Raw genomic sequence first — 20038 nt, 5'->3', positions numbered from 1 at the left:
TTCCGTTCAACTCTCCGAAAGCAGTCCGTGCGTTCCAGCCTGTGGCTCTGGACGCAGAACCAATGGCCCGGATGTCAGGCGTCGCAGGGGGCGGTTTACATCTGCGCAGCGCGGAACCAGGCCCGGATCGCAGCGCGATCCTCTGGTTCCATATAGGTGATATTCGCCGGTGGCATCGCATGGGTCACACCGGCCTGCAGGTAGATCTCACCCGCACGACGGGCCACATCTGCTTCGGTTTCCAGCAGCACACCCTTGGGTGCGGTGCGGATGCCATCCCAGAACGGCTCGCGCGCGTGGCACATGCTGCACCGCCCCATGACGATCTCATGGACCTGCTCAAAGCCTTCGGTGTTGGCCATCGCCAGCGCGGTACCGCTCAGCGCCGCTTCTTCCCGCGCATCGCCGCCCTCATGCTCAAGCCCCAGCGAGGAGAGGATGATCACACCCAGAAACAGCAGCGCCGTAGCCAGCCAGGTCCAGGTGGGATTCCCGGCGCGGGCATGGCGCGTGTTGAAGTAATGCCGGATGGTGACCCCCATCAAAAACACAAGCGCGGCGATCAGCCAGTTGTATTCACTGGCAAAGGCCAGCGGGTAGTGGTTCGACAGCATCAGAAACACCACCGGCAGCGTCAGATAGTTGTTATGGGTCGAGCGCAGCTTGGCGATCTTGCCATATTTGGCGTCAGGCGCGCGGCCTTCCTGCAGATCCTTCACCACGATGCGCTGGTTCGGCATGATGATGAAAAACACATTGGCTGTCATGATCGTGGCGGTAAAGGCACCGAGATGCAGCATCATGGCGCGACCTGTAAACACCTGATTGAGACCCCAGCCCATCGCCACCAGCATCACGAACAACAGCACCATCAGCAGGGTCGGACGCTCGGCAAGGCCTGATTTGCACAGCCGGTCATAGACCAGCCAGCCAACTGATAGCGTCGCGGCTGAAATCAGGATCCCCTGCCACAGCGCCAGATCTGCCTTGGACTGATCAATCAGATACAGCTCTCCCCCGACCCAATAGACCACCATCAACAAGGCAAACCCCGAGAGCCATGTCATATAGCTCTCCCATTTGAACCAGGTCAGGTGATCGGGCATCTCGGCCGGGGCCACCAGATACTTGCGTATATGATAGAAGCCGCCGCCATGGACCTGCCATTCCTCGCCATGGGCGCCAACCGGCAGGTCCGGTGCCTTGCGCAGCCCCAGATCCAGCGCGATGAAATAAAAGGAGGAGCCGATCCAGGCGATGGCGGTGATCACATGCAGCCAACGGATGGCAAAGCCCAGCCAATCCCACATCATCAACAGCTCAAACATTCAAATCCGGTCCTTTGTCGCCTCTCATGGCCAATATCAGCCTGGGCAGGGTAAAAATCATCGCCGACGATTGGATGAATGCCAAAGACACCAGGGACAATGCGGCCCAGCCACACTAGGCAAACCGGGGTTTCTTCGGTATTCCCATATACTGCCAAACTGTATCAAAAATTCTGGAACAATCGCAGGCCTCTGTCATGTCTTATCTCGACAATATCCGCACCTTTGTCCGGGTCTATGAACTGGGGTCGATGTCGGCGGCTGGCCGTGACCTCCGGGTGTCGCCTGCTGTGACCTCAGCGCGGATATCGCAGCTGGAGGAATACCTCGGCGTGCGTCTGTTTCAGCGCACCACCCGCAATCTGACCGCAACCGAGCAGGGACGCGCCTTCTATGACGGGGCTGTTGCGGTGCTGGACGCGGTCGATGTGGCCGAGGCCAAGGTGATGCATCTGACCGATACGCCACGTGGCACCCTGTTTGTGGCGGCGCCTCTGGGGCTTGGGCGACGGCTGCTGGCGCCACAGACGCCGGAGTTTCTGGCGACATATCCCGAAATCAACCTGCGCCTGCGCCTGTCTGATCGGGCCGTGGATCTGACCAGCGAGGGGCTGGATCTGGCGTTTTTCCTTGGCCAGCCCGAGGATAGCAACTTGCGGATCCGCAAAATTGCCGATTGCCAGCGCGTGCTGTGTGCAGCACCCGATTATGTGGCCCGACGGGGGATGCCAGAGGACGGCGCCGCATTGTTGCGGGAGGATCACGACTGTCTGAACCTGCGCTATCCGGGCGCGAGCGAGTTTCAGTGGCTACTGCAGACCAGCGAAGGACCGCGCCGTTTTGCGGTGAGCGGTCGCTATGAATGCGATGATGGCGATGTGCTGACCGATTGGGCGCTGGCAGGGGAGGGCGTGGTGCTGAAACCCCTGTTTGAAGTGGCCGAACATCTGGCCGCCGGGCGATTGGTTCCGGTTGCGGAGGCGACACCGCCGGTGCCGGTGCAACTGGCCTGTCTTTATACGCATCGCCGCCATCAGGACCCTAAAACGCGCCTGTTCATGGAGTATATGACCGCCCGGTTGGTCTCTGCCCTGCGATCCGATGAGGCCCCCTCGGATCGCAACATCGACGACGGTTCCGGGACTGATCAGACTAAGACGCCAACCGTTTAGGACAACAGCCACTCCCGCCCGCCGCAGCCCTCCTGCCGGAGGGCCGAGGCCGTTGGGCATGGCCGCGCCAGGGCGCGGCGGCGTTCAGCTGCCGCGGTAGGTGGAATATCCAAACGGCGACAACAGCAGAGGCACGTGGTAATGCGCGCTGTCATCGGTGATGCCAAAACGAATGGGAACGTCATCCAGAAACAGCACTTCACCGGAGGCCTGCCCGCTGGCCCGCAGGTACTCGCCGGCCTCAAACACCAACTCATAATTGCCGGTCACAAAGTCCTTCTTTGGCAGGATCGGACTGTCGGTGCGCCCGTCAGCGTTGGTCAGCATGCTGGCCAGCTCCGTCCGTCCGCGCCCGTCCAGCCGATAGAGCCGGATCGGCAGCCCCGCCGCCGGGCAGCCCCGTGCGGTGTCCAGCACATGTGTGGTGAGATAACCGGGTTCAGTCCTTGTGGTCATTCTGTATCCTCCTGCTGTCGCGCTACCTCTGCCCGATGGGGCCGGGGGCTGCAAACCTGTGAGATCAGATAGTGTATTCGGGAATATTTGAAAAATCGCGATGATCTTCTGCCATATTAATGACTGACAGTCGTTTGCAAAGAGGCCCCCGGCAATGAACAGATATCCCCGCAACATGATCGGATATGGCGCAACGCCGCCCGATGCAGCCTGGCCGGGCGCGGCGAAGGTCGCGGTGCAGTTCGTGTTGAACTATGAAGAGGGCGGCGAGAACAACGTCCTGCATGGCGATGCTGGCTCTGAGGCTTTCCTTTCCGACATCGCAGGCGCAGCTTCCTGGCCGGGACAACGACACTGGAACATGGAGTCGATCTACGATTATGGCGCGCGGGCCGGCTTTTGGCGGCTGCACCGTATGTTCACCGCCGCCAATATCCCGCTTACCATCTACGGCGTTGCCAGCGCGCTGGCGCGGTCGCCCGAACAGGTCGCCGCGATGAAGGCCGCCGATTGGGAAATCGCTTCCCACGGGCTGAAATGGGTCGAACACAAGGACATGCCCGAAGAGGAGGAGCGCGCCGCTATTGCCGAGGCGATCCGCCTGCATACGGAGGTTGTCGGCACGCGCCCGCGCGGCTGGTACACGGGGCGCTGCAGTGAGAACACCGTCCGTCTGGTGGCTGAGGAGGGGGGCTTTGACTATATCTCGGACACCTATGACGATGATCTGCCCTATTGGCTTGAGGTTGGCGAACGCGATCAGCTGATCATTCCCTATACGCTGGAAGCCAACGACATGCGCTTTGCCACCGCGCCCGGCTACATCACTGGCGAACAGTTCTATCAGTATCTGAAGGACGCCTTTGACCTGCTCTACGCCGAGGGCGAAGCGGGCGCGCCAAAGATGATGTCGGTCGGGCTGCACTGTCGCCTGATCGGGCGCCCGGGCAAAGCGGCCGGGTTGAAGCGGTTTATCGATTATATTCAGGGCTTTGACGGCGTGTGGTGTCCGCGCCGTATCGATATCGCTGACCATTGGGCCAAAACCCATCCGCATCAGCGCCGCGAGCTGCCCCGTCAGATGAGCCGCGCGCGGTTTGTTGAGGCGTATGGCGGGATCTTTGAACACTCCCCTTGGATTGCCGAACGGGCGCATGATCTGGAACTGGGACCGGCCCATGACCGCGCGGCGGGGCTGCATAATGCGCTGTGTCGGATGTTCCGCTCCGCCAGCGAGGAGGAGCGGTTGGGTGTGCTGACCGCGCACCCTGATCTGGCGGGCAAACTGGCCGCCGCCAAACGTCTCACGGCAGAGAGCACGAATGAGCAGGCCTCGGCCGGACTGGATGCGCTGACTGACGCGGAACGCACACGGTTTACGCAGCTGAACACGGCATATGTGGAAAAACACGGCTTTCCCTTCATTATTGCAGTACGCGACCACGATAAGGCGTCGATTTTGGCCGCCTTTGAGCGGCGTATCGGCCATGATCGGACCCGCGAATTTGCCGAAGCCTGCCGACAGGTGGAGCGGATCGCGGAATTCCGGCTGAAGGATCTGCTGCCATGACTTGCCCATCGTCCTTGGGGTGCCCAATATGCGGGGACCCGCGATGAAAACCGTTGAAATCCGGCCCATCAGCGCTGAGGGGTTTGCCCCCTTTGGGGATCTGATCGACTGCACCGGGGCACCGGACAAGATCATCAATCAGGGATTGTGTGGGCGGTACCATGACCGCGCGCAGCTGGCGTTCACCACCGGTCGCGCGGGGCTTAGCCTCTTCAACGCCGAACCGCGGGCGCTGCCGATGCCTCTGTCGATGGTGGAACGTCACCCGGAGGGCAGCCAGGCCTTCATCCCGATGAGCGAGACTGGATTTCTGGTGATCGTCGCCCCGGATGCAGGCGGCGCACCAGGGGAGCCGCTTGCCTTTGAAACGCAACCCGGACAGGCGATCAACTTCCACCGGGGCACCTGGCACGGGGTGCTGACGCCCCTGACGGCGCCGGGCCTGTTTGCCGTGGTGGATCGGATCGGAGAGGGCGCCAATCTGGAAGAGCACTGGTTCGACACCCCCTATCAGGTGATCCGACCGTAACCTCACAAACAAAGGCGCAGTGCCCCACCGGGCCTTCGCCTTTTTCTTTAGCAACAGGCACTCCGCCAAATGAGAGTGTCATCACAACACCGACCAAGACCAACAGACCGCATATCAACAGAGAGGGACAGATTCATGGCCGACGGCTCAATCGGAACGCCAGCCCAGCTGCGCGATCCCAACTACACCCCACCGCTGGCAAAGGCGGTGCCTCTGGGCATCCAGCACGTGCTGGCGATGTTCGTATCAAACGTCACCCCTGCTATCATCGTGGCCGGAGCGGCGGGATTTGGCTTTGGCTCCAACTCCCCGGATTTTCCCGAGTTGCTTTATCTGATCCAGATGTCGATGCTGTTTGCGGGCGCGGCAACGCTGCTGCAGACGCTGACCATCGGGCCGGTTGGCGCAGCGCTGCCGATTGTACAGGGCACCAGCTTTGCCTTCTTGCCGATCATGATCCCGCTGGTCGCGGGCAAGGGCGTTGATGCGCTGGCGGCGCTGTTCGGCGGTGTGCTGATCGGCGGGTTGTTTCATGCCGCATTGGGGCTGGTGATCGGGCGCATCCGCTTTGCCCTGCCACCGTTGGTCACCGGGTTGGTGGTCACCATGATCGGTCTGGCGCTGGTCAAGGTCGGCATTCAATACGCGGCCGGCGGGGTGCCTGCGATTGGCACACCCGAATATGGCTCGCTGCTCAACTGGTCAGCGGCGCTGGTGGTGGTCATCGTCACCCTGGGGCTGAAGTTCTTTGCCCGCGGGATGCTGTCGATCTCGGCGGTGCTGCTGGGGCTGATCGTGGGATATCTCTATGCGATGATGATGGGCATGGTCACGGCTGAGGCGATCGGCAACAGTTGGTCGCGGGCCAGCGCCTTTGCGCTGCCTGTGCCGTTCAAATACGGGATCGAGTTTTCGTTTGCCGCGATTGTCGGCTTTTGCCTGATGGGGCTGGTGTCCGCAGTGGAAACCGTCGGCGATGTCAGCGGGATTGCTCGCGGGGGTGCAGGCCGCGAAGCCACGGATCGTGAGATCGCAGGTGCGACCTATGCTGATGGTTTCGGCTCGGCTGTGGCGGGTGTATTTGGCGGCTTGCCCAATACCTCCTTCAGTCAGAACGTTGGTCTGATCGCCATGACCGGCGTCATGAGCCGCCATGTGGTCACCATCGGCGCGCTGTTCCTGATCCTCTGCGGGCTGGTGCCCAAGGTTGGCGCGATCATTCGCACCATTCCGATTGAGGTGCTGGGCGGCGGCGTTATTGTCATGTTCGGCATGGTTGTGGCTGCCGGGATTTCGATGCTGTCGGATGTGGACTGGAACCGCCGCAATATGGTGATCTTTGCGATCTCGCTCTCCATCGGGCTTGGGCTGCAGCTGGAGCCGGGCGCGGTGCAGCATCTGCCGGACACGTTACGGATCCTGATGACCTCGGGCCTGCTGCCGGCAGCGCTGATCGCCATTGTCCTGAACCTGGTGCTGCCGCAGGAGCTTGCCAGCGAGTCCACGGAAGAGGTTTCCGGAGGTCTGTCAGGACAGGGTCGGGGCAGCCTACCGGGGGAATAGCGCTGGCTGGCCTAGGCCAGAACAATAAAAGGGGCCGCAGCAGATTTGCGCGGCCCTCATTCTTTGTGGAGAAGATACCAAACCGGTCTGGTAGGGCTTTGCTTGTTATGCGTCCCCAGCCATCAGCCGGGCCATATCCAGCATCCGCGCGGAGAACCCCCATTCATTGTCGTACCAGCCAAACATCCGCAGCTGATGGGGGCCCGTCACCCGGGTTTCCGGTCCGGCAATAACCAGAGATTCCGGGCGCGCCCGCAGATCAGACGAGACCAGCGGTTGATCGGTCCAGCCCAGCACCGGGGCGGCCTCAACGGCGGCGCGCAGGGCCTTCTGAACCTGATCGCCCTGCATCGGGCGCTCTGTCTGTACCACCAGATCCACGGCGGATACGCTGGCAGTGGGGACCCGTACAGCAGCGCCGCTGATCCGGCCCGCCAGATGCGGCAGCACCTCGTCGATCAGATGGGTCGCGGAGGTCGTGGTCGGGACCATCGACAGCGCGCCACCTCGCGAGCGGGCAAAATCCCCCCGCGGTGCATCGACCATCGGTTGTGAATTCGTATAGCAATGGATCGTGGTCATATGGGCGCTGGTGATGCCGAGCTCTGCGTCCAGCAGTTTGACCAGCGGCGCCAGCCCATTGGTGGTGCAAGAGGCGTTGGAGATGATCCTGCCATCCCCCAGATCCGCCTCGTTTGCGCCCAGAACAACCGTACGTTCAGCCGCCGGGGAGGGGCCTGAGATCAGCACCTTGCGCGCCCCGGCAGACAGGCCGCGCCCGGCCACATCCGAGGTTCGCGCGATGCCGGTGCATTCCAGCACCACATCAACACCCGACAGGTCCAGTTTGCTGAGATCAGCGCTCTGGTGAAAGCGGATCACACGGTCGGCAATGCGCAGGCTGTCACCGTCGACTACTACCGCATCGGGATAGGGGCCAAAGGTGCTGTCGTATTGAAACAGATAGGCGCACATGTCCAAGGGCGCGATATCATTGATGCAAACCAGCTCAATCCCGACGCCGCGCGGCGTCGTCAGGATCTGGCGCAGAATAGCGCGGCCGATGCGGCCGAATCCATTGATGGCAAGTTTCATGGCCAAGCTATGACAGGGCGCGGCATCCGGCTCAATCCGCAACAGCGGCAATCGGCCCTCCGTTTCGGTCACATTTTCCCGCGTCGTGTTTCAATGGGCCGCTGCCTGTCTGACCGGGGCCTAACGACAGACCAGATCTGCGAAATATGTCCCGTTGATCGAGCGGACCATGGTGTCGATCCGTGCGCGGCAACCGGTTGCCGCGTAAAACGCACGGACGGCCTGTTTGGCGGTCAGAACCGCAGGTGGGCGCAGCGGATCAAGCTCTGCATTCTGGCGCTGCGCCATGTAGCGCCCGGAGCTGAGACGACCGCTCTCGCTTTGCATTTCAGCCATCGGGGCGACATGCCAGCTGCGACCCAGAACCTGAACCACGCTCACCTGCGCCGTCGGGTCTGATCCGGCACCGGCTGCGGTGGGCAGGGTCAGCATGGCGGGGCCGAGGGCGGCCACGAGGGCGAGACCAACCACGCGCCGCGCTGATCGTCTGCGCGGGGGGCCGGGCCTTGGCCGGGCAGAAGCGACAAGAGATGCTGGTTGTCTGTGATGGCTACCGAGACCCGCCAGCAGGGCCGATAGCCCCAGAGCCAAGACTGTGAACGCGGCAGATAAGATCGACATGGGCGCAGGCTCCATCTGGGCGGGCCGGGACCGGCCCGCGTTCAAGGGTTCAGGTTCTCCTGACACCTTAACGGTGCTGCGCGTTCTGGCAATGGTTGTGCGTGCCCTTGGTTAGCGCGGTGGGCTCAGCGGCATATGCCGGTTGACGTCTTTGTAAAGTAGATAGCGGAAGCGCCCCGGCCCACCAGCGTAGCAGGCTTGCGGGCAGAAGGCGCGCAACCACATGAAGTCACCTGCCTCCACCTCAACCCAATCCTGGTTAAGGCGATAGACGGCCTTGCCCTCCAGTACAAAGAGCCCGTGTTCCATCACATGGGTCTCCGGAAACGGAATGACGCCACCGGGTTCAAAGGTCACGATGGTGACATGCATATCATGGGACATGTCCGCCGGATCAACAAAGCGGGTGGTGGCCCAGCGGCCTTCGGTGTCCGGCATCACTGTCGGAGCAAGGTCGCGCTCGTTGGTGATCAGCGGCGCGGGCCTCTCGACACCCGGCGCCGCCTCCCAGCGTTTGCGGATCCAGTGAAACCCTGCCGCGCTGCCGCTGCTGTTGTGCAGGGTCCAGCCCGCGCCTGCCGGAATATAGGCATAACCGCCCGGCGTCAGGGTATGCTGTGCCCCGTCTAGGGTCAGACCAATCTCGCCCTCTGTCACGAAAAGCACGGATTGTGCGGCGATGTCATGTTCGGGGGCGTCGGACCCGCCACCGGGCTGCAGCTCGACGATATATTGCGAGAAAGTCTCGGCAAAGCCGCTCAAAGGGCGGGCGATGACCCACATGCGCATGCCCTGCCAACCCGGCAGATAGGATGTGGTGATATCGCGCATCGTTCCCTTGGGGATGACCGCATAGGCATCGGTGAACATGGCGCGGTCGGTCAGCAGCTGCTCCTGACCGGGGTGGCCTCCCTGAGGGGTGTAATAGCGCGGCGCGGTCATCGGCGGTCCTTTCGTGATGCACACCGCATTTATGCGGGCTTGCGCGGGGCGCTCCAAGGGGGGCGCTGCGGATAACATCCTTCGCGAAATTTTGAATATCGGACGACAGGCGCGCGACTGGCGGCAGCAGAGGCGAATCGTGAAACAGGGCCGCGCGCGCATCTGCCCCCATTCGCCGCATCTCTGGTTAGAGGTCCGCCAACGCCTGGCTCTGGCGCAGTTCGGCGGCGCAAAGTTGCAGGGCCCGCAGGGACTGTTCTGTATCCCGCGCCGGGTTCACCCCACGCGGAGATGAGCTGCCAACAACAATCGGCCGTTGCTCCGGGCGCGACACTGGCACCGCATAGCCGATAATGCCGGTTTCAAACTCGCTGTCGGTGACTGCATACCCCTGCTGTCGCGCCGTTGCGACTCGCTCAAGGATCTGATCCGGCTGGGTTAGCGATTGTTCGGTATGGCGGGGTATATCCGCAGTCGCCAGCGTTTCAGCGGCGTCTTCTTCCGGCAGGCACCCCATCAGCATCCGGCCCAAACTGGTGTGAACCAGCGGGATATGTGCGCCGGCCGTAAATCCATAAGTGACAGGCGCATGTTCGACAGTGGACTGTGCGAGCAGCAGTACGCGCCCCTGATCCAGCGTTGCAAGGGTGATTTCCGCACCCAGACTGCGCGCATGACGGTTGAGCACCGGCTGCACCTTGCGGCCGAACTGATTGGCCTGAAGAAAACCGCCCGACAGCGCAAGCACCTGTGGCGTCAGCGACAGGACACGGCCTTGCTGGCGCAGATAACCCGCCTGCACAAGCGTCAGCGCCCCGCGCCGCGCGGTGGCGCGGTCCTGGCCCGTGCGCCGGGCAATATCAGCCAGCGTCAGCGTTGGCGTTGCAGCATCGAATGCAGCCAGAACAGCCAGCCCCTTGGCAAAGCTGGAGGAAATATTTCGGTCTTGTTCACTCATTGTCTCTTCCACAAATACGCGGCAGCGCCCCTCCGTTCGCCGAAACATGCAATCAAACTGGAACGTTTCAGGCCTGTGCGCAGCTAGCGCGACGTCCACTGGACCTGTTGCATGATCGGCGCGGTTATTAGTGTCCCTGTTTTCGCCACCTTGGGTAGTATGTTGGTTTTGTTCTTTGGCTACGTGCGGAAATCTTTGCTAAATTTGCGGTTTTTCCACTTGGCTCCTGATAAGAGACTGGACCTGAACTAGTTTTTTAGTTCAAGCTTAAATTATCCATTTGCATAACAGAATTGTGGCAGAGGTTGTGCTATGGGCTCATCGGACGCAACGTCACTGTTGGCGGTGAAGATTTCGAAGGCGCGGACAGGAAGAAGGCCGGATCATAAGATGACAACATCGCTCAACAGGGGCGCGCTGGCGCGCAACGGGCTGCTTTCGGACCAGGCCTGTCACGACGCAGAGGTGGTGCTGGCGCAATGCGAGGCCGCGCGGGTGGAAACCGTGCGGGTGCTGTTTGCCGATCAACATGGCATTCTGCGGGGCAAGACCTTGGTTGCCGCAGGTCTGCGGCCGCTGTTCGAGCAGGGGATTGCGGTGCCGTCGACGCTGCTGCTGAAAGACACCGCGCATCGCACCGTCTTCCCGGTGTGGAGCGAAAACCCGGAGGAGGTGGTGACGCCGATGCAGGGCGCCAGTGACGTATTGCTGGTGCCACGTCCGGAGACCTTTCGCGTGCTGCCCTGGTCGCCGCATTCGGCCTGGATTTTCTGTCATGTGGCCTTTCATGACGGTGCAACCGTGCCCTTCGGCTCGGCCCATGTGCTGGAGCGTGCGGTGGCAACGCTGGCGGAGCAGGGCCTTCAGACGGTCGTCGGGCTGGAGGTCGAGTTCCAGATTTTTGAGCGGGTCGACCCTGCGTTGGGCCACGCCCAGCAGGGCATGCCGGGGGCCCCGATTGAGACACGCAACCTTATCCAAGGGTATCAGTATCTGACCGAAACCCGCTACGCTGAGGCCGAGGGTATTCTTGATGCCCTGCGGCGTCATGCGCAGGCACTTGGCTTGCCGGTGCGCACCGTGGAGATCGAGATGGGGCCGAGCCAGTTCGAGTTCACCTTTGATCCCGCTGACCCCATGACGCAGGCAGATGCTATGGTGATGTTTCGCACCATGGCAAAGGAGGTCTGTGCCGCAAACGGGCTGCATGCCAGTTTCATGGCAAAGCCCCGGCAGGACCACGCCATGGCCAACGGCTGGCATATCCATCAATCGCTGATCGACACCGTGAGCGGACGCAACCTCTTCATGCCAGAGGTTGCGGGCGAGCTGACCGCCGAAGCCAGCGGCTGGATTGCGGGATTGCTTGCCCATGCGGAGGCCGCCTCACTTCTGGTGGCGCCAACCGTGAACAGCTACAAACGTTATCTGCCCTATCAACTGGCCCCCAATCGTGTGCAATGGGGGGAAGACAACCGCGGTGCGATGCTGCGGGGTCTCATGCGGCCCGGTGATCCCACCAGCCGGGTGGAGAATCGCGCGCCCGACAGCACCGCCAATCCATATTTTGCGCTGGCTGCCCAGATTATCGCGGGCAGCGAGGGGATGATGGCCGGTCGGCGCGCGCCGGCCCCCACCGCCTCTCCCTATTCTGACGACGCGGAGAAGCTGCCGCGTTCGCTTGGTCAGGCGTTGCAGGCCTTCTCTTCATCGGAGCTGTTTCGCAGCGCGCTTGGGGAAGATGTGGTCGACTATCTCACCCATCTGAAGGAGGTCGAGTGGGCCCGCTATCTGGATACGGTAAGTGAGTGGGAACAGGCCGAATATTTCAATCTTTACTGACGGTTATGCACCACACTATTCCGGTGCTTGGCGGCTGTCGGATTTGGCGGTGCCAGCTGTCGGAAATGCCACCTGATGACGGCATTGCAACTTGAAGAGAAACGATATTATTGGTAGCGTATACAGGCGTATGCGGGAGAACCAGCGCGGCGATAATTTATCGCCGACTTTGGTGCCGAAGGAGCAACCGCCCCGGAAACTCTCAGGCCACAGGGACCGCAGGCGCAACACACTCTGGAGAGATCCTGACCACATCAGGGCGCCGAAGGGATAACGATCTCAGGCAAAGGGACAGAGGGGGCATCACATCGTGCAGGTATTGCCTGCGCGCACGATTTGATGCCGGGACCAAGCCACCACAGCGGATCGGACCGGCCCTGAAACACATGGGATGGATCGGCATGGTTGCTGAGACCTCGGGACAACCAGATATCCCCCTCGCCGATGTGCGTGGGGTCCCCGCCGTTCGTCTGCCCTGCGTCGACCTTGTCGGTCGGGACCGGGCAGAGGCCGCCGATATCATCCCCATGATGCCGCAGATAATTACCACCAAACCGCGACCGTCCAACCGGGCGGGCCGCTGCAGACGCTGACGCCAGCGCCACCTCCAAAGGAAGAGACTGATGAAATTTACCGAAGAACACGAATGGCTGCTGCCGGAAGGCGACGATTTGATCACAGTGGGCATCACCAGCCACGCAGCTGAGCAGCTGGGTGATGTCGTGTTTGTGGAGCTGCCCGAGGTCGGCACCGAGGTTTCCAAGGATGACGAAATCGTTGTGATCGAGTCCGTCAAAGCCGCTTCCGATATTCTGGCGCCGCTGGACGGTGAGATCGTCGAGGTGAACGAGGCACTGGCCGACAATCCCGGCAAGATCAACGAGGATCCGCAGGGCGACGCCTGGTTCTTCAAGATCAAACCTGCTGATCTGTCCCCGATGGACGATTACATGGATGAAGCCGGATACAAGGACTTCATCGGCTGATCTTTCTGCCCCGCCTGCGCCTCTTGCGCGGCGGGGTTTTTTGATCGCTGTTCCCGCATAGATCGTGGCCATCAGCCGCAAGATCGGGCCTGCCCGCAGCATCCTGCTGCCTTAACCTCCTGTTACTGAAGAGGGCGACATATGTCTTTTGAACCCACGGACTACCTGCCGTACGACTTTGCCAATCGCCGCCACATCGGCCCGTCTCCCGAAGAGATGGACGACATGCTTGCCGTGGTCGGCGCCAAGAATCTGGACGCGCTGATTGACGACACCGTGCCTGCCACCATCCGTCAGGCCGCCGCGCTGGAGTTTGGCCGCCCTCTGTCGGAACGGGAACTGCTACATCACATGCGTGAGGTTGCAGGGAAGAACGTTCTGAAAACCTCGCTGATCGGGCAGGGCTACCACGGCACCGTGACCCCACCCGCCATTCAGCGCAACATTCTGGAAAACCCGGCCTGGTACACCGCCTACACGCCCTACCAGCCCGAAATCTCGCAGGGCCGTCTTGAGGCGCTGTTGAACTTCCAGACCATGATTTCGGATCTGACCGGTCTGGAAATCGCCAATGCCTCTCTGCTGGATGAGGCCACCGCCTGCGCCGAGGCGATGACTGTGGCGCAGAGGGTCTCCAAATCGAAGGCCAAGGCGTTTTTTGTCGACCGCGACTGTCACCCGCAGAACATCGCCGTGATCCAGACCCGCGCCGCGCCGCTGGGGATCGAGGTGATTGTCGGCAACCCGGATAAGCTGGATGCCTCAGCGGTCTTTGGCGCATTGTTCCAATACCCCGGCACCTATGGCCATGTGCGCGATTTCACCGATCACATCGCCCAGCTGCACGCACATAAGGCCATCGGCGTTGTCGCGGCAGATCCGCTGTCGTTGACCCTGCTGAAGGAACCGGGCGCGATGGGTGCAGACATAGCTGTCGGCTCGACCCAGCGCTTTGGCGTGCCGGTCGGCGCCGGTGGCCCGCATGCGGCCTATATGGCGACCAAGGATGCCTATAAACGCGCGATCCCGGGCCGCATTGTCGGGGTGTCGGTTGATGCTCATGGCAACCGCGCCTATCGCCTGTCGCTGCAAACCCGCGAACAGCACATCCGCCGCGAGAAGGCGACCTCCAACGTCTGTACCGCACAGGCGCTGCTGGCGGTGATGGCGTCTATGTATGCGGTCTTCCATGGCCCCAAAGGCCTGAAAGCCATTGCGCAGCGCATCCACCGCAAGACCGTGCGTCTGGCCAAGGGGCTGGAGGAAGCGGGCTTCAAGGTGGATCCCAGATCCTTCTTCGACACGATCACCGTGGACGTCGGCCCCTTGCAGGAGGCGGTGTTGAAATCTGCCGTGGACGAGGGGCTGAACCTGCGCCGGGTTGGTGAAACCCGCATTGGCATCACCCTGGATGAGGTGACCCGCTCGGAAACCATAGAAGCGGTCTGGCGCGCCTTTGGTATTCGCCGCAGCGACGATGATTTCACGCCTGAGTATCGCGTGCCGGAAAATATGCACCGCACGTCTGACTATCTGACCCATCCGATTTTCCACATGAACCGGGCCGAAACCGAGATGATGCGCTACATGCGCCGCCTCGCAGATCGTGATCTGGCGCTGGACCGGGCCATGATCCCGCTTGGCTCCTGCACGATGAAGCTCAATGCCGCAGCAGAGATGATGCCGCTCAGCTGGCCGGAATTTGCCAACATCCACCCCTTTGCCCCTGCTGACCAGATGCAGGGCTATGCCGAGATGGTCAGCGATCTCTCCGCGAAACTGTGCCAGATCACTGGCTATGATGCGATCTCCATGCAGCCCAACTCTGGCGCGCAGGGCGAATACGCAGGCCTTCTGTCTATTGCGGCCTATCACCGGGCCAACGGTCAGGGCCATCGCAACATCTGTCTGATCCCGATGTCGGCCCATGGCACCAACCCGGCCTCTGCCCAGATGGTGGGGTGGAAGGTTGTCGTGGTGAAATCCGCAGAAAACGGCGATATCGACCTCGAGGATTTTCGCGAAAAGGCAGAGAAACACGCCGAAAACCTTGCAGGCTGCATGATCACCTACCCCTCGACCCACGGCGTGTTCGAAGAAACCGTGCATGAGGTCTGCAAGATCACCCATGATCACGGCGGTCAGGTCTATATCGACGGTGCCAATATGAACGCCATGGTGGGCCTGTCCCGTCCCGGCGATCTGGGCGGCGACGTCAGCCACCTGAACCTGCACAAGACCTTTGCCATTCCCCACGGCGGTGGCGGCCCCGGCATGGGCCCGATTGGCGTGAAGGCGCATCTGCAACCACATCTGCCCGGCCACCCGGAAACCGGCGGTCAGGAAGGTCCGGTCTCGGCCGCGCCCTTCGGCTCTGCCTCCATTCTGACCATCAGCTGGGCCTACTGCCTGATGATGGGCGGTGCGGGCCTGACGCAGGCGACGAAGGTGGCAATCCTCAACGCCAACTACATCGCCAAGCGCCTCGAAGGCGCCTATGACGTGCTCTACAAGGGCCCCACGGGCCGCGTCGCGCATGAGTGTATTCTGGACACCCGCCCGTTTGAGGCCAGCGCCAATGTCACCGTGGATGATGTGGCCAAGCGCCTGATCGACAGCGGTTTTCACGCACCGACCATGTCCTGGCCCGTCGCGGGCACCCTGATGGTAGAACCCACCGAGTCCGAGACCAAGGCCGAACTGGACCGGTTCTGCGAGGCGATGCTATCGATCCGCGAGGAAATCCGCGCGGTTGAGGCAGGCGAGATGGATGCGGACAATAACGCGCTGAAAAACGCTCCCCACACGATGGAAGACCTCGTGAAAGACTGGGATCGCCCCTATTCCCGCGAACAGGGCTGCTTCCCTCCGGGGGCCTTCCGGGTCGACAAATACTGGCCGCCGGTGAACCGCGTCGACAATGCCTATGGCGACCGCCATCTGGTCTGCACCTGCCCGCCGATGGAAGACTACGCCGAGGCGGCAGAGTAACCGCTTACGAAACGGGCCCTTCGGGGCCCGTTTTCTTTTGTCTCGCTGCGGTCATACTCCCGTGACGTCCCGTCACCCGGCTGGACAGCGCCACAACCCCCGCGCCATGCTGCACCCAAGGGAAACAACACAAAGAGGCGCCGGGATGGACATGAACTTGGGTATGCGGAGCGAAAACCGCGCGCTTCTGGACCGGGTGGCGGCGATGATCCGCGATGAAATCATGCCGCTGGAGGCTGAGTATCACGCCGAAATCGGCAAGGGCGACCGCTGGCAATACACCGACCGGCAGGCCGAAATCCTCGAAGGCCTGAAAGCCGAGGCCAAGGCGCAGGGCCTGTGGAACTTCTGGCTCACCGACAGTGACAAGGGCTTTGGCCTCTCGACCGTCGAATATGCCTACTTTGCTGAGGAAATGGGTAAGACGCCGCTGGGGGCAGAGGTCTTCAACTGCTCAGCACCCGATACCGGCAATATGGAAGTGTTCGAACGTTACGGCACCGAGGCGATGAAACAGCAATGGCTCGCCTCGCTCCTGCAGGGTGAGATCCGCTCGGCCTATCTGATGACGGAGCCGGATGTCGCCAGCTCGGATGCCACCAATATTGCCATGTCCTGCGTGCGCGACGGCGATGACTATGTGCTGAACGGCGAAAAATGGTGGGCCTCAGGCGCTGGGGATCCGCGCTGCAAGGTCTATATCGTGATGGTGCGCACCGGCGGCGACGACCTGCCCAAACACAAGCGCCAGTCGATGATCGTGGTGCCTGCGGATGCGCCAGGGATCGAGGTGCTGCGCCCGATGGAGGTCTACGGTCACGATGACGCGCCCCATGGTCATATGCATATCCGCTTCTCAGATGTGCGCATTCCGGCAGACCATATGTTGCTGGGAGAGGGGCGAGGATTTGAAATCGCGCAGGGTCGCCTTGGGCCGGGCCGCATTCACCATTGCATGCGTGCCATCGGTCAGGCCGAAAGCGCGCTGGAACAGCTCTGCCGCCGCTCGCTGCGCCGCGAGGCCTTTGGCAAGCCGCTGGCCCAGCTTGGCGCCAACTACGACATCATCGCCGAATGCCGGATGGAGATCGAAATGGCCCGTCTCCTCTGTCTCAAGGCGGCGTGGTATATGGATCAGGGGGATGCCCGCGCAGCAGCACCCTGGATCAGCCAGATCAAAGTGGTTGCCCCACGCGTCGCGTTGAAGGTGATCGACGAGGCGGTGCAGATGCACGGCGGGCAGGGCATCAGCCAGGACACGCCGCTGGCGCAGGCCTGGACCCATGTGCGCACCCTGCGTCTCGCCGATGGGCCGGATGCGGTGCACCGCAGGCAGGTCGCGCGGGCTGAGTTGAAAGCCTACAGCCAGGAAGATCTCGGTTAACATTCTGCCCGGGATCCTCGCGGATCTCTGGCGAAACGGATCTCCAAAATCACTCTCAGGCGTCCTTCATCAGGAGGGCGCTTTTTGTGTTTGGATTAATGCGCTGAAAATAAAACAAAAATAGGTCACAAGAAATTCGAACGCTCCAGATCCTGACGTCGCGGAAATTTTCTGTGGATATCTTGCCGTGGTTAACGGCAGTCGCTATACGCACGCCTTCCGGTCGCAGCCTACCCGGATATCAAAACAAGGACTGAAAACTTGAAAACACTTGTCATCTGCTCGGGCGGGCTCGATTCCGTGTCCCTTGCCCATGTTCTTGCTGCCAAAGGGCAGCTCTCGCGCCTGGTGTCGTTCGACTATGGACAGCGCCACCGCAAGGAACTCGACTATGCCGCCGCCTGCGGGCAACGGCTTGGTGTTCCCCACGAGATCATTGATATGCGTTCGATCGGCGCCGCGCTCAGCGGCTCGGCGCTGACCGATGATATTGATGTGCCGGACGGGCACTACGCCGAAGAGACCATGAAGGTCACAGTCGTGCCCAACCGGAATGCCATCATGCTGACCATTGCGTATGGAATTGCCGCCGCCAAGGGCGATACGGCCGTGGCAACGGCGGTGCATGGCGGCGATCACTTCATCTACCCGGACTGCCGCCCGGCCTTCACCGATGCTTTCGATGTGATGCAGCGCATGGCGCTGGATGGCTATGCCGATGTGGCGCTGGTGACGCCTTTCGTGCATCGCTCCAAAGGGGATATTGTCGCCGCAGGCGCAGCCGTGAAAACCCCCTTTGCCGAGACATGGTCCTGCTACAAGGGTGGCGAACATCACTGCGGGCGCTGTGGCACCTGCGTTGAACGCCGTGAGGCCTTCGATCTGGCAGGCGTTGAGGATCCGACAGTCTACGCGGACCCCGACTTCTGGCGCACCGCGGTCAAAGAAGGAGCCGCCTGATGTTCCGGATTACCAAAGAATTCCACTTCTCCGCATCGCATCAGCTGTCCCATCTGCCAGCTGATCACCAATGCGCGCGGTTGCATGGGCACAATTACATCGTCGTGGTCGAATTGGCGGGCGCTGAGCTGAACAGCGATGGTTTTGTCCGCGATTATCACGAGTTGGCGCCGCTGAAGAATTACATCGACGGCAGCTTCGATCATCGCCATCTGAACGATGTGATGGAGGGCCCCTCCACCGCTGAGAACATGGCCCGTCATTTTTACGAATGGTGTGTCGCGCGCTGGCCCGAAACCGCCGCAGTACGGGTGTCGGAGACCCCGAAAACATGGGCTGAGTACCGCCCATGACCGAGGTTTTGATACCGCGTGCCGTGCGTGCGGCAGGTGACACATCATCCCCTGTGAACAGGCAGGGGGCCAGTCGGTCGGCGCCGACCACCCTGCGAATCGCGGAGATCTTTGGCCCGACGATCCAGGGCGAAGGTGCGCTGATTGGTGAACCCACCGTGTTTGTCCGCGCGGGGGGCTGTGACTATCGCTGCAGCTGGTGCGACAGCCTGCATGCGGTCGACAGCCGCTATCGCGACACCTGGGTCCCGATGGCCACGGATGAGGTCTGGCAGGAGGTGACCCGCCTCAGCGGTGGTCAGCCGCTGACGGTCTCGCTCTCAGGTGGCAACCCGGCAATCCAGAATTTCGCGCCGCTGATCGCCCAGGGCAAGGAGGCCGGCTATCGCTTCGCCTGCGAGACGCAAGGCTCCATCAGCCAGCCCTGGTTTGCCGCGCTCGACACCCTTGTGCTTAGCCCGAAACCTCCCTCCAGCGGTCACCGTGTGGACTGGCAGAAGTTCGACCACTGCCTAGCAGCCGCCAAGGGCTGTGATCAGATCGTGCTGAAAATCGTGATCTTCGATGACTGCGATTACGACTGGGCCAAGGCGGTGGCAAATCGTTGGCCTGACCTGCCGCTTTACCTGCAACCGGGCAACCCGGAGGTCGATCCAGAGACTCCGGTGGATCTGACCGCCGCCACCGAACGGCTGCATTGGCTGATTGAAAAAGTAACCGCTGACCGCTGGTTTGCCCCCCGTGTGCTGCCGCAGCTGCATGTGCTGGTCTGGGGCAACAAACGCGGCGTCTGAACGCGCGGAACGAGGAGACAACAAGATGACTGATGATATCTATAAAAACCTGAAACAACTGGGCGGTGCTACTGTGATGCCCGCGAGCCCCGAAGAGGCTGAACTGGAGCGGGTGCCCAATCCGCAGGCTGATGTGGCCTACAACATACGCTTCACCGCGCCGGAGTTTACATCGCTCTGCCCGATGACCGGCCAGCCCGACTTTGCCCATCTGGTGATCGACTATGTGCCGGGGAAATGGCTGGTGGAGAGCAAATCCCTGAAGCTGTTCTTGGGGTCGTTCCGAAACCACGGAGCATTCCATGAGGATTGCACGGTGTCCATTGCGCGCCGTCTGGCAGATTTCCTTGATCCGCAGTGGCTGCGGATCGGCGGTTATTGGTATCCGCGTGGAGGCATCCCGATTGATGTGTTCTGGCAAACCGGTCCTCTGCCCGAAGGCGTCTGGATCCCTGATCAGGGCGTACCCCCTTACCGCGGTCGCGGCTGACCCG

At 61.5% G+C, this 20038-nt stretch carries 18 protein-coding genes and 2 riboswitches; of the genes, 12 read left to right on the top strand and 6 right to left on the bottom strand.

Going from position 1 to position 20038, the window contains the following annotated elements; all coding sequences use genetic code 11:
* Positions 1 to 95 precede the first annotated feature (95 nt).
* The gene (locus INHI_RS0113435; RefSeq protein ID WP_027247971.1) at positions 96 to 1328 is read right to left on the bottom strand and encodes a urate hydroxylase PuuD; all 1233 of its coding nucleotides are present in this window, start codon (positions 1326 to 1328) and stop codon (positions 96 to 98) included.
* A 197-nt stretch (positions 1329 to 1525) separates the two neighbouring features.
* Between INHI_RS0113435 and INHI_RS0113425 the strand changes: the two genes are divergently transcribed.
* On the top strand, positions 1526 to 2500 hold the full coding sequence (locus INHI_RS0113425; RefSeq protein WP_014879197.1) for a LysR family transcriptional regulator: 975 nt from the start codon (positions 1526 to 1528) through the stop codon (positions 2498 to 2500).
* Positions 2501 to 2584: 84 nt separating this feature from the next.
* Here INHI_RS0113425 and uraH read toward each other — a convergent pair whose 3' ends face one another.
* Entirely contained in the window at positions 2585 to 2956 is a 372-nt protein-coding gene (gene uraH / locus INHI_RS0113420; RefSeq protein WP_014879198.1) for a hydroxyisourate hydrolase, read from the bottom strand.
* A gap of 154 nt (positions 2957 to 3110) precedes the next feature.
* On the opposite strand from uraH, the gene puuE reads away from it, so the two are divergent.
* The 3 genes from puuE (at position 3111) to INHI_RS0113405 (ending at position 6618) form a co-directional block, all read left to right on the top strand.
* Complete coding sequence (gene puuE, locus INHI_RS0113415; RefSeq protein ID WP_027247970.1) at positions 3111 to 4526, top strand: allantoinase PuuE; 1416 nt, start codon at positions 3111 to 3113, stop codon at positions 4524 to 4526.
* Positions 4527 to 4569: 43 nt separating this feature from the next.
* Positions 4570 to 5055, top strand: coding sequence for an ureidoglycolate lyase (locus INHI_RS0113410; protein ID WP_027247969.1), 486 nt, complete (start codon positions 4570 to 4572; stop codon positions 5053 to 5055).
* A 135-nt stretch (positions 5056 to 5190) separates the two neighbouring features.
* A complete protein-coding gene (locus tag INHI_RS0113405) occupies positions 5191 to 6618 on the top strand; it encodes a uracil-xanthine permease family protein (RefSeq protein ID WP_027247968.1) in 1428 nt (475 codons plus the stop codon).
* A gap of 105 nt (positions 6619 to 6723) precedes the next feature.
* Here INHI_RS0113405 and INHI_RS0113400 read toward each other — a convergent pair whose 3' ends face one another.
* The 4 genes from INHI_RS0113400 to INHI_RS0113380 all read right to left on the bottom strand — a co-directional run bounded on the left by INHI_RS0113400 (position 6724) and on the right by INHI_RS0113380 (position 10282).
* Positions 6724 to 7785 (bottom strand): type I glyceraldehyde-3-phosphate dehydrogenase, encoded by a 1062-nt coding sequence (locus tag INHI_RS0113400; RefSeq protein ID WP_036767082.1) that lies wholly within the window; start codon positions 7783 to 7785, stop codon positions 6724 to 6726.
* Positions 7786 to 7833: 48 nt separating this feature from the next.
* Positions 7834 to 8184, bottom strand: a complete 351-nt coding sequence (locus tag INHI_RS0113395) for a hypothetical protein (protein WP_244915641.1) — start codon at positions 8182 to 8184, stop codon at positions 7834 to 7836.
* Between the two features lie 261 nt (positions 8185 to 8445).
* Positions 8446 to 9276 (bottom strand): bifunctional allantoicase/(S)-ureidoglycine aminohydrolase, encoded by an 831-nt coding sequence (locus tag INHI_RS0113385; protein ID WP_027247966.1) that lies wholly within the window; start codon positions 9274 to 9276, stop codon positions 8446 to 8448.
* A 187-nt stretch (positions 9277 to 9463) separates the two neighbouring features.
* The gene (locus INHI_RS0113380; RefSeq protein WP_027247965.1) at positions 9464 to 10282 is read right to left on the bottom strand and encodes an IclR family transcriptional regulator domain-containing protein; all 819 of its coding nucleotides are present in this window, start codon (positions 10280 to 10282) and stop codon (positions 9464 to 9466) included.
* A 342-nt stretch (positions 10283 to 10624) separates the two neighbouring features.
* Here INHI_RS0113380 and INHI_RS0113375 point away from each other — a divergent pair, with 342 nt between their 5' ends.
* From INHI_RS0113375 to queF, 8 genes are all read left to right on the top strand, one after another.
* Entirely contained in the window at positions 10625 to 12076 is a 1452-nt protein-coding gene (locus tag INHI_RS0113375; protein ID WP_027247964.1) for a glutamine synthetase family protein, read from the top strand.
* 123 nt (positions 12077 to 12199) lie between these two features.
* Positions 12200 to 12305: riboswitch (glycine riboswitch) on the top strand.
* Between the two features lies 1 nt (position 12306).
* Positions 12307 to 12375: riboswitch (glycine riboswitch) on the top strand.
* A 324-nt stretch (positions 12376 to 12699) separates the two neighbouring features.
* Entirely contained in the window at positions 12700 to 13062 is a 363-nt protein-coding gene (gene gcvH / locus INHI_RS0113365; RefSeq protein WP_014873653.1) for a glycine cleavage system protein GcvH, read from the top strand.
* Positions 13063 to 13203: 141 nt separating this feature from the next.
* Positions 13204 to 16053, top strand: coding sequence for an aminomethyl-transferring glycine dehydrogenase (gene gcvP, locus INHI_RS0113360; protein WP_027247962.1), 2850 nt, complete (start codon positions 13204 to 13206; stop codon positions 16051 to 16053).
* Between the two features lie 145 nt (positions 16054 to 16198).
* Positions 16199 to 17437, top strand: coding sequence for an acyl-CoA dehydrogenase family protein (locus tag INHI_RS0113355; RefSeq protein ID WP_027247961.1), 1239 nt, complete (start codon positions 16199 to 16201; stop codon positions 17435 to 17437).
* 261 nt (positions 17438 to 17698) lie between these two features.
* Positions 17699 to 18397, top strand: a complete 699-nt coding sequence (gene queC / locus INHI_RS0113350; RefSeq protein WP_027247960.1) for a 7-cyano-7-deazaguanine synthase QueC — start codon at positions 17699 to 17701, stop codon at positions 18395 to 18397.
* Positions 18397 to 18750 (top strand): 6-carboxytetrahydropterin synthase QueD, encoded by a 354-nt coding sequence (queD, locus tag INHI_RS0113345; protein ID WP_027247959.1) that lies wholly within the window; start codon positions 18397 to 18399, stop codon positions 18748 to 18750. Before queC ends, queD begins: the two co-directional genes overlap by 1 nt.
* Entirely contained in the window at positions 18747 to 19544 is a 798-nt protein-coding gene (gene queE / locus INHI_RS0113340) for a 7-carboxy-7-deazaguanine synthase QueE (protein ID WP_254656880.1), read from the top strand. The genes queD and queE overlap by 4 nt, the downstream gene beginning before the upstream one ends.
* Before the next feature lie 25 nt (positions 19545 to 19569).
* Positions 19570 to 20034: a preQ(1) synthase gene (queF, locus tag INHI_RS0113335; protein WP_014879211.1), complete on the top strand. Its 465-nt coding sequence runs from the start codon at positions 19570 to 19572 to the stop codon at positions 20032 to 20034.
* Positions 20035 to 20038 lie beyond the last annotated feature (4 nt).

Origin of the sequence: Phaeobacter inhibens DSM 16374, from assembly GCF_000473105.1 — a bacterium.
Classification (GTDB): Bacteria; Pseudomonadota; Alphaproteobacteria; order Rhodobacterales; family Rhodobacteraceae; genus Phaeobacter; species Phaeobacter inhibens.
The sequence above is the reverse complement of the archived record's forward strand: the minus strand, read 5'-3'. Positions and strand labels throughout refer to the sequence as shown.

Coding starts and splice junctions, on each gene's coding strand:
- INHI_RS0113435 (WP_027247971.1), bottom strand. CDS start 1,328: ATGTTTGAGCTGTTGATGATGTGGGATTGGCTGGGCTTTGCCATCCGT.
- INHI_RS0113425 (WP_014879197.1), top strand. CDS start 1,526: ATGTCTTATCTCGACAATATCCGCACCTTTGTCCGGGTCTATGAACTG.
- uraH (WP_014879198.1), bottom strand. CDS start 2,956: ATGACCACAAGGACTGAACCCGGTTATCTCACCACACATGTGCTGGAC.
- puuE (WP_027247970.1), top strand. CDS start 3,111: ATGAACAGATATCCCCGCAACATGATCGGATATGGCGCAACGCCGCCC.
- INHI_RS0113410 (WP_027247969.1), top strand. CDS start 4,570: ATGAAAACCGTTGAAATCCGGCCCATCAGCGCTGAGGGGTTTGCCCCC.
- INHI_RS0113405 (WP_027247968.1), top strand. CDS start 5,191: ATGGCCGACGGCTCAATCGGAACGCCAGCCCAGCTGCGCGATCCCAAC.
- INHI_RS0113385 (WP_027247966.1), bottom strand. CDS start 9,276: ATGACCGCGCCGCGCTATTACACCCCTCAGGGAGGCCACCCCGGTCAG.
- INHI_RS0113380 (WP_027247965.1), bottom strand. CDS start 10,282: ATGTTTCGGCGAACGGAGGGGCGCTGCCGCGTATTTGTGGAAGAGACA.
- INHI_RS0113375 (WP_027247964.1), top strand. CDS start 10,625: ATGACAACATCGCTCAACAGGGGCGCGCTGGCGCGCAACGGGCTGCTT.
- gcvH (WP_014873653.1), top strand. CDS start 12,700: ATGAAATTTACCGAAGAACACGAATGGCTGCTGCCGGAAGGCGACGAT.
- gcvP (WP_027247962.1), top strand. CDS start 13,204: ATGTCTTTTGAACCCACGGACTACCTGCCGTACGACTTTGCCAATCGC.
- INHI_RS0113355 (WP_027247961.1), top strand. CDS start 16,199: ATGGACATGAACTTGGGTATGCGGAGCGAAAACCGCGCGCTTCTGGAC.
- queD (WP_027247959.1), top strand. CDS start 18,397: ATGTTCCGGATTACCAAAGAATTCCACTTCTCCGCATCGCATCAGCTG.
- queE (WP_254656880.1), top strand. CDS start 18,747: ATGACCGAGGTTTTGATACCGCGTGCCGTGCGTGCGGCAGGTGACACA.
- queF (WP_014879211.1), top strand. CDS start 19,570: ATGACTGATGATATCTATAAAAACCTGAAACAACTGGGCGGTGCTACT.